This window comes from Vibrio sp. Vb1026, from assembly GCF_033338745.1.
Classification (GTDB): Bacteria; Pseudomonadota; Gammaproteobacteria; order Enterobacterales; family Vibrionaceae; genus Vibrio; species Vibrio alginolyticus.
This window is the reverse complement of the sequence record NZ_JAWOTH010000037.1, coordinates 1-8,534: the sequence shown is the minus strand read 5'-3', so window position 1 is coordinate 8,534 and position 8,534 is coordinate 1. Positions and strand designations below refer to the sequence as shown.

Below are 8,534 nucleotides of genomic sequence, written 5' to 3'. Positions count from 1 at the left end.
ACGTGAGAGGCACAACCTGAAAGGTGCAAAGACGAGCACCAAAACAGATAAACACCAAAACTTATGACCTTTGATGTAAAACCCGTACTAACGCCTTGTTAAGGGGTGAGGCACGCAATACCGAAGCCTCCGCATAGCACCTTAACCACTAAAACTAACGTATGGTAAAAATGCCACGCGTGCCGAATCACTCTTGAACAATTTGTTATGCCTAAATTGTTTGCAGCTCTTGCCTCATCTGCTCCATCAACTCTTTAGCAACGGCTTGGGTTTCTTTACCTAAACTGGCTAGCTCTTCCTGCAATTTTGCAGATAGCTCATTATTTTGAGATAAGACTATTTCAAGAAATTTACTCATAAATTCATTGGACTTGTCTGAGGACGCTTTTGTCAAAGCTTCCAAACAAGCAAATGTTTCAACCATTTGGTCAGTCGCTGTGAGCTTTAATTTGTTAGACTCTGCTTGTAATTTCATTAAGTCTTCAGTGCTATCACGCATGACCTCTGAGACTTGCGTTCCGAACCAACACAAAACTTCACGCTCTTTGTCTTTATCTCCGACTTGTGCTGCCGCGAGATAATCGTTGAAATACTTGTCAAAGATTGGCTGCATCTTTGCTGGAAGATCAACTTGATGCTTTTTCCCGAACTCATCTAAATTGGAGACATACGCTTCGTATTGAGAAACCTTAAGCTCGAATATTTTTTTCTTCTCTCTGCTTCTAACGATAATCCATGCTTTAAGTTTTCTAGGGCTTTGTCATGACTTTGCTTGTTGAAATATAGAAAGATCCCCCAGAGTGCATTGACTAAACCGAAGACCCAAGCGAAATAATCAGGATTTTCCTGAATAATACTGTAAATAGACTCCATACTTCCTCATTTAGGCATAACGCCGCATTAAGGTGTGAGCAACGCTAATCAGCTAACCCAAACCAAGACACCGTAAACACGAAACCCAACGCGGAGACGAAAATGCCAAGCGTTGGGAATCACTCTTAAATGCTTTGTTATGCCGAAACCAGGAGATTCAAACCTTTCAACATCTTTTGTTGCATCACAGTAATCGTAAATTTGAGAGCTCACTCGCTTGGCTATAAACCAATGACCAACGCAGCACCTCCATATGCCATAATAGGCGTATAAGAATGGAAATATAGGAAAATTATTAATGAAAGTTAGGATTACTATTAGTGGTTTAGGTGCTGGTATCCCCAAACTACCGATAGGAGTCAATTTAATATCCGGCTGCTATATCGAAACAAAGCCTAATGATGGTAAAGCTCCAGCACGTTTATATGGTATTGCTGACTATTTATCTGTAGGTGGAGAATCAAGCACTTTAGTGTTTGGGCACGCTCAAACAGAGTGGATGACTGTAGAAAATGAGTCAGCTCAGAAACTTTTACAGTACGAAAACTTTATTGGAAGCCAAGTTGATGTAGAAGTGAAAGGAACATCCTTTGGTTCTAGTAAAGGTGACGTGACCTTAAAGGTAATCGATAAAATTGGGAACGCTAAATCTGCAATAGACAAATTCAATATAAAAATAGATGCTTATCAACTAGCCTCAACAAAAATCAGAGGTCAAATTAGAGCAATGAAAACTCAAAGCTCTAAGTAGAGGCTTATGATGAAGCGATATTTAAACACCATAAAAAATAAAACATTGAACTTCACTAACAAGCTGTTGCTATTTACAACTATCTTTCTTTTCGGAGGTTATTGTTTCCTAATTCTTTCTCGTGAACATTTTTCGGCCCTTAGCCGCGAATTGTTCGGAGAAACTACCTATATTATGAATTCACTATTCTTAGATATTGCGCTAAGAAGACCTTTGATATTACTACCAATAATTGCATCCATTTTCGTTATAATAAGCTATAGAAAACAACAAAACTCTTACCAAAAAATACGCCTCAATCTAATTAGTGTTTTGTTTTCGTCACTTTTAGTAGGTGCAATATTATACTCTATATATGTTCCGTAAGCTCTTTCGGCATAACGCCGCATTAAGGTGTGAGCGACGCTTGGCTATACTTGAGCGAAGCGAAACTGCCAAGTGTTGAGAATCACTCTTAAATGCTTTGTTATACATTCTTTCCAATGAACTTAAAGTCTATTCCCCACTCGGTTACCGCACGGCCTAAGCCACCAACAAAATCAATTTGAGCGCCTATCGGGTTAGCTAAATCAGCCTTCTTAGAGCCCAAGAGTAGATCTACAGTTTGCTGTGTATTCAAAGCACACCAGTTCAATAGATACTCATTGTAAAAATCGTTGACGGCTTTAAGAGCAGACACTGCATGTTCTGAGCGCCATTTCTTAGGTGCTCGAGGAAACTTTAGCTGTTCCGTGCATCCATAATCCGCTTCCGAAACAGTTGACGAGATTATTTCATATTTGGATTTTTTTACCTTCTGATGAACATAGCTATCCCTGATGGTTTTTAACTCTTTAACCCTTTGGACAACTAGCGCCCCTCTATCAAATTTTTGACTAGGATTTACTTTGTTTAAGAAAAACTCAAATTTAGACAAAAAGGGCATTTTATCAATATCGTCAAAAAACTGTTTCGGTAAATCTAGTGTTTCAATTAAGCAATTGGCACCACACTCTAGTAGTAGACAAGTATTAATGACTGATGCCCTTACGTGCGGCCTGATTACATCATCTTTATAATTGTCTTGATCTATATCTAAGGAGAAATACAGCATATACACTGCATCATACCGCTGATCTTCAAAGTTTCTCAAATAATGAGTTTCATTATCCGCCACTACTTACTCCCAAAATGTATAACGCCCTGTTAAGGTGTGAGCAACGCAATACCGAAGCTTCCGCACACCACCTTAATCACTAAAATCAACGCATAACGAAAATGCCACGCGTTGCGAATCACTCTTAAACAGTTTGTTATGTGCGTACTGTTTGTAGCAATTGCTCTGATAGTTCAGAAAATTGTTCAATGAACCAAGTTGAACCATCATTCATATTGCACTCAAGTTCATTTATAAGTGTTAACTCTCGGGAATTTAGGTCTTGCTTAGCTACGTTTTCAATTGGGTAATGCTCTATATCCCAACCCCGTTTTTGCGCATTAGCTAACACAAGGTGAACGTAACGGTATTTCAAGTTACCTTGTGATTGAAGAGAACCATCTCTCTTTAACACTGGTCGTCGAGACTTTCCTTCGAGAATTTTTGCCACATTAGACTTGTACTCATTCAGCCTCGCTTTCTTCGAGGCTTTGCCAATATAGCGAAACTCCTTTTGTTCAGCAGAGATCTTAATGAAATACAGATATGGTTGAGTGAGATCGATTTGCTTAGGGTTTGTCCAATCAAACATTAAATCAGTCCTTGATAGTTGATTATCACTGATACCAAGATTAACAGACATGGTTATCTAAAGTTTAAGACTTTTTCCAAAGCACATAACGCCCTGCTAAGGGGTGAGCAACGCAATACCGAGGCCGCAGCAAACCACCTTAATCACTAAATTCAACGCATAGTGAAAATGCCACGCGTTGCGAATCACTCTTAAACAGCTTGTTATACAAATTCACTTATGACTATTGATTAAATGTGAACTCAAGCTATTAAGATCTTGATAAATTGAGTCAATTGTAACTCCAAGTAAAGTTAATTCTGAGCGAAGCGTAGCGACTGCACTTTTGCAGAATTTAATTTTTCTAATCCGATCGCTGTTATTACGCTCAAATTGTACATTTACAGGCTCACTCTTCGTACCATGCACAGTGAAGCAACCTTGTTGTGCCAATATTCTTCTGTTTGTATAAGGGGGCTCAATAGCAATCGGAAATGGCTGTGTATTAGTAGCACTATCTTGACGTAAAACTTTAGGTAGATAAGGATCAACATTAGTTTCTTCTTTCAGATCTTTATATGGCACAAATACTTCTCTTCTGTCCATATTGATTTCGTTTAGTGTAAACGGATCCATAACCCACACAACACGGTCGACATCATTCTCTGCTTCCAATGCAAAGTATGCAGCAATCAAAGGACTTTTACTCCAATCTAATAATCTTGTCGGAAGACCATAATGTTGCATCATAGAATACAACTGCCATTGGCAATTTACATCTTCCTTAAAGAGTGATTTTCCATTGATAAGAAAGCCGGAAATTAATGACTCTTCATTACTTGCAGATATATTCCGCCATTTTACTCCTGGCAATAACTCCATATCTTCTCTAGCGATTCCTCGATACCAAATATCTCCATGCCGGCTTCCCCACTCAGCTGATATTGATAGTACTAAACTTAAGTAATCAGGTATTGTTGTAACCACTGATTCTGTTGTCATGAAATCTCCATTATTTGTATAACGCCCTGTTAAGGTGTGAGCAACGTAATACCGATGCTTCCGAAAACCACCTTAACCACTAAAACCAACGCATAGTGAAAATGCCACGCGTTGCGAATCACTCTTAAACAGTTTGTTAGGCATTACTCAACAAAATCAATCACTTTTTATATTTAGTCTCGTAACCGGGGTTATCTTCAGGGCGAAGTGAGTTTGGATAGAGTAAGTCAGACTTCACATCAATAGAAACTTGTTTGATATTTCTGAACGTATCATTTGGGTAAGGAATCGCTATCATATCATTAGTAATCTTTTGACCTTTACCACCGACTTCACCACAAAAAACCTTGATCGTTCCAACGTTAAACAAACTCTCAATAGGATTAATATTAGCTTCAACATTTGTGATCTTATCGTAATCAATTACTTTGTAATCAATACCCATAAAGCCACTACGAAAGAGAAGCCGCTTGTTGGAATACGCATAAAACGTGTTTGGATATACTAGCAACTTGTATAGTATTAGCGCTAAACCAAACCACATTACACACCCTTCAGATAAAAGCTGCACAGGGTCTGTAGAAAAAAGTTCCGAGGATGACCTGCCTAAAAATAAAAATAGCAGTATTCCGCAAAAGAACACAAAAGAAGCATTTAGCATGTATGCTATAAAATAAGGCTTTCCCACCCAGAGTATTTCTTCATTGTCATCTAAGACTGGTTTAAATATATCTTTCATAATATTAGTTTCTAAATAATTGCCACTGATGCCTAACGCCCTGCTAAGGGGTGAGCAACGCAATACAAAAGCCGCCGCAAACCACCTTAATCACTAAATTAAACGCATAGTGAAAATGCCACGCGTTGCGAATCCCTCTTGAGCAGTTTGTTAGTTTGCAAACCCAAAGCGTTGATTTTACGTTATTTTAAACTTTGCAAACAATAAGCTTTAAGTGTTTTGATGCACTTAAGCCAGGCGTAGTCTCAAAGCGGCTACTCAATGAAACCACGTGGAACAAACAACGCCGCAGAAAACGAACTTACAACACCAAAAAGCGCTTTTGGAAAACTAGTCTCACAATGCGGACTTTCAACGAAGTCACTGAAACCACATGAACTTACCACACTAGAGAAAACGTCCTCGCAGCGAGTAAATCGGCTTTTGCACCAATAAACTCAACGAGCAGAATTTCAGCAAAAAAGTTCGACTCAGTTAACCCGAAAGTCACCGCACCAAAGAACAAATCAACCGTTGAAACGACGCTAATTTGGGATTTTCACCACGCTAATTAACACTGAAATTGAACACCGATACGACAATTTCGACTTTGAGCTTTTACCACTAGATTTTGCTTTATAGCTGCGTTTTTCCTCTTGCAAACTAACGCCCTGTTAAGGGGTGAGCAACGCAATACCAAAGCCGCCGCATACCACCTTAAACACTAAAACCAACGCATAGTAAAAATGCCACGCGTTGCGAATCCCTCTTGAACAGTTTGTTATGCCTGTGCTGATAAGTGCGACAATATTACCTTGTAGCAAGATTCAAAGTCACTTTCTAAGCCAGGGTCAGAGTAGCCTTTTAAGTGAATACGAAAATCAGCAATACCATCGTTCGTTGTTTCAAAAGTCTCTAGAAACTCGTTTTCCTGTGCGATTATTACTGATGGATTGCCATAGCCTCTTTATTAAATTGGTCTGCTGTTACGCCTATTTTGAAGCCATCTAAATCGAGCCAAACATGAGAATGTAACTCTTCGCTTTTTCCACCGTATTCCCCACGAATTAATGCCGCACCAGAAAAACCATTATCGGTTAAATACGCGGCTAAAATCTGAGAGGAGTCATCACAACAAGCAGAAGGAAACTTACTCACAGACAGGGACGTTCCTACAAAATCGGACGGATTTAAACACTCCATTACACGACGAAAATTTAGGACCAATTCTTGCAGATTTTTCATTTTCCCTCCAAAAGGCATAACGCCGCATTAAGGTGTGAGCAACGCTACCACGAAACCTAATCATACCACCGTAAACACAAAACCCAACGATGGAGTAAAAATGCCACGCGTTGGGAATCACTCTTAAATGCTTTGTTAGCCTTTAGTTTTAATCTTCTACCCAAATATCATTAGGGAGATCTTTTTTATTGGTTTGAGGCAATTCTCTATCAGAATTCTCTGGCCACTCTGGGGATAACGCCATTTTGATATCATCGGCATCTACATAGGCTATAATTTCAACCTGCTGATCTGTCTCCCACACCTCTCCACTCCACAGCATGAAGTCATATCTACCTATAGATTGCCCCAACTTCAGTGCTACAAAGTAAATGCCGGGAGTTGGTGGTGTGCCTTTTTTCCAGTTTAAAGTGGTTTTCATATTTGTTCCTATAAATTTTTATTGCTAAAGCTATCAGCAATATCAGACATTTCCAATAAATATAATAGGTTATTTTTGTAGGCGTGATGAGCATTATCTAGCAAACCAATAAGTAAATAGCAATTGTCATCAAAATAGTTACTAGAATAGATAAGAGCTGTATTGCTAGTTTTATCAAATGCAAACTTCTTCAAGTTCCAACGCTTGGACGTTTTATCTTTTATATATATATGTCGCAACCCGGATAATCGAAGCTTTTCGGGAAAATCAAACGTCGTATCTCTCCCAAAATCATGTGGTTGCACACCTTTTTCCTTGTACTCACGAAACTTGTTTTTTAAAGCATCATAAACATCAGGGGAGAGCGAATCTTTAAACGGCTTATAAGCAAATATTCTAACTTTATCACTCATTCACTATTCCTCTTCCACAATGAGTATAGTTTTTGCTATCTCAGCTCGTGACAATATTTTTCTCTTTGAGTTGGCCGCAGCAGAAATAATCCGCACCTTGTCATGCAACGGATCTCCTGAATAAGTTACACATTGAGATTTTGATTTTAATAATACAATAGGTCGATTTTTTATTTTCATTTGTTGATCTCCTTTTCTCGAGAGATCGAAGATATTCAGTCCAAACTTATTTACCTATTTATCAATCGTCGATATGCGACAAAACCAATGACTACTGTGTAACACAATGAAATACGTAGCTGAGTTCGGTAAAAAGGCTAACGCCGCGTTAAGGGGCGACAACGCTATGCCCCCCAAACTTAAGCATTGTGCCATAAACACATAAGCCAAACTTTAAACTAAAACCGCCAAGCGTTGGGAGTCCCTCTTGAACGCTTTGTTATGTTGCGAAGCTCGCTATTACGCACGTCAGAAACGCTGGTAAGCCAGAAACAAAAAGCTTGATGCAAAATATCGTGTTTGACGAAAAACGTTCGTCGTCAATTTCATCAGCCACCGAACCATCGACCATTGAACCTGTCACCCTTTCCGCGTTATCGCCACCAAAACCACCTTCAGGAGGATACATAAAAAATAATGCTGCTATTCCCCAAAGAATCACCACGGCAAAGAAAGCGTAGTCAGACCAAAAATTAAGACCAAAGAACCCAGTAGATTCCTCAAATGCGACCACAACGGCGGTTGCAATGAGATTGCTGACAACAAAAAACTTCAATAAATTAAGCACTTTATTCCTCGCAACCCTCTAGCAACATAACGCCTTGTTAAGGGGTGAAGCACGCAACACCGATGCTACCGCATACCACCTTAATCACTTAAACCAACGCATAGTAAAAATGCCACGCGTGCTGAATCCCTCTTGAACAATTTGTTATACGCGTCCTATCGGTTGTACTTAACCTTATTCAAAACTTCTTTTAGTTCATGCGTTTTATCAAGGTTTACATCATGAATATTGGCTAAAGCACAAACATAGTACAAAACGTCATATAACTCTTCTGCGATTGAACCTTTGAGTTCATCTAACGTTGGTTGCCCACGTTTACCTTTGCGAATTGATTCCGATAATTCGCCAACTTCTTCGATTAGTTTCAAAAAATAGTGTTCAGATTGCTCTGGCGCATAATCGAATTCTTTTATATGACTTTGTAACTCAGATAACTTCATAACATCCTTTTTGTATCATTTTCCATAAAGCGTATAACGCCCTGCTAAGGGGTGAGCAACGCAATACAAAAGCCGCCGCATACCACCTTAATCACTAAATTCAACGCATAGTGAAAATGCCACGCGTTGCGAATCCCTCTTGAACAGTTTGTTAGGCGACATTTCTACGTTTAACTTC

At 39.1% G+C, this 8,534-nt stretch carries 12 protein-coding genes; 1 reads left to right on the top strand and 11 read right to left on the bottom strand.

The window, feature by feature from the left end; genetic code table 11:
- Window positions 1–211 precede the first annotated feature (211 nt).
- The gene (locus R7E47_RS23720) at window positions 212–613 is read right to left on the bottom strand and encodes a hypothetical protein (protein ID WP_213872158.1); all 402 of its coding nucleotides are present in this window, start codon (window positions 611–613) and stop codon (window positions 212–214) included.
- Window positions 614–1,171: 558 nt separating this feature from the next.
- Between R7E47_RS23720 and R7E47_RS23715 the strand changes: the two genes are divergently transcribed.
- Complete coding sequence (locus tag R7E47_RS23715; RefSeq protein ID WP_149191759.1) at window positions 1,172–1,624, top strand: hypothetical protein; 453 nt, start codon at window positions 1,172–1,174, stop codon at window positions 1,622–1,624.
- A 466-nt stretch (window positions 1,625–2,090) separates the two neighbouring features.
- On the opposite strand, the gene R7E47_RS23710 is transcribed toward R7E47_RS23715, so the two are convergent.
- From R7E47_RS23710 to R7E47_RS23660, 10 genes are all read right to left on the bottom strand, one after another.
- On the bottom strand, window positions 2,091–2,780 hold the full coding sequence (locus tag R7E47_RS23710) for a hypothetical protein (protein WP_318085103.1): 690 nt from the start codon (window positions 2,778–2,780) through the stop codon (window positions 2,091–2,093).
- Window positions 2,781–2,916: 136 nt separating this feature from the next.
- Window positions 2,917–3,351: a hypothetical protein gene (locus tag R7E47_RS23705; RefSeq protein WP_151514867.1), complete on the bottom strand. Its 435-nt coding sequence runs from the start codon at window positions 3,349–3,351 to the stop codon at window positions 2,917–2,919.
- Between the two features lie 213 nt (window positions 3,352–3,564).
- Complete coding sequence (locus tag R7E47_RS23700; protein ID WP_140167876.1) at window positions 3,565–4,332, bottom strand: FRG domain-containing protein; 768 nt, start codon at window positions 4,330–4,332, stop codon at window positions 3,565–3,567.
- A gap of 160 nt (window positions 4,333–4,492) precedes the next feature.
- Entirely contained in the window at window positions 4,493–5,071 is a 579-nt protein-coding gene (locus R7E47_RS23695; protein WP_231972251.1) for a PH domain-containing protein, read from the bottom strand.
- Window positions 5,072–5,992: 921 nt separating this feature from the next.
- Entirely contained in the window at window positions 5,993–6,295 is a 303-nt protein-coding gene (locus R7E47_RS23685) for a hypothetical protein (RefSeq protein WP_151514869.1), read from the bottom strand.
- 148 nt (window positions 6,296–6,443) lie between these two features.
- The gene (locus tag R7E47_RS23680; protein ID WP_005445731.1) at window positions 6,444–6,716 is read right to left on the bottom strand and encodes a hypothetical protein; all 273 of its coding nucleotides are present in this window, start codon (window positions 6,714–6,716) and stop codon (window positions 6,444–6,446) included.
- A gap of 8 nt (window positions 6,717–6,724) precedes the next feature.
- The gene (locus tag R7E47_RS23675; RefSeq protein ID WP_318085100.1) at window positions 6,725–7,129 is read right to left on the bottom strand and encodes a type II toxin-antitoxin system YafO family toxin; all 405 of its coding nucleotides are present in this window, start codon (window positions 7,127–7,129) and stop codon (window positions 6,725–6,727) included.
- Window positions 7,130–7,132: 3 nt separating this feature from the next.
- Window positions 7,133–7,309, bottom strand: a complete 177-nt coding sequence (locus R7E47_RS23670; protein ID WP_154218409.1) for a hypothetical protein — start codon at window positions 7,307–7,309, stop codon at window positions 7,133–7,135.
- A gap of 259 nt (window positions 7,310–7,568) precedes the next feature.
- Window positions 7,569–7,916, bottom strand: a complete 348-nt coding sequence (locus R7E47_RS23665) for a hypothetical protein (protein ID WP_054577336.1) — start codon at window positions 7,914–7,916, stop codon at window positions 7,569–7,571.
- A 155-nt stretch (window positions 7,917–8,071) separates the two neighbouring features.
- Window positions 8,072–8,356, bottom strand: a complete 285-nt coding sequence (locus R7E47_RS23660; protein ID WP_029833179.1) for a MazG nucleotide pyrophosphohydrolase domain-containing protein — start codon at window positions 8,354–8,356, stop codon at window positions 8,072–8,074.
- Between the last annotated feature and the right edge of the window lie 178 nt (window positions 8,357–8,534).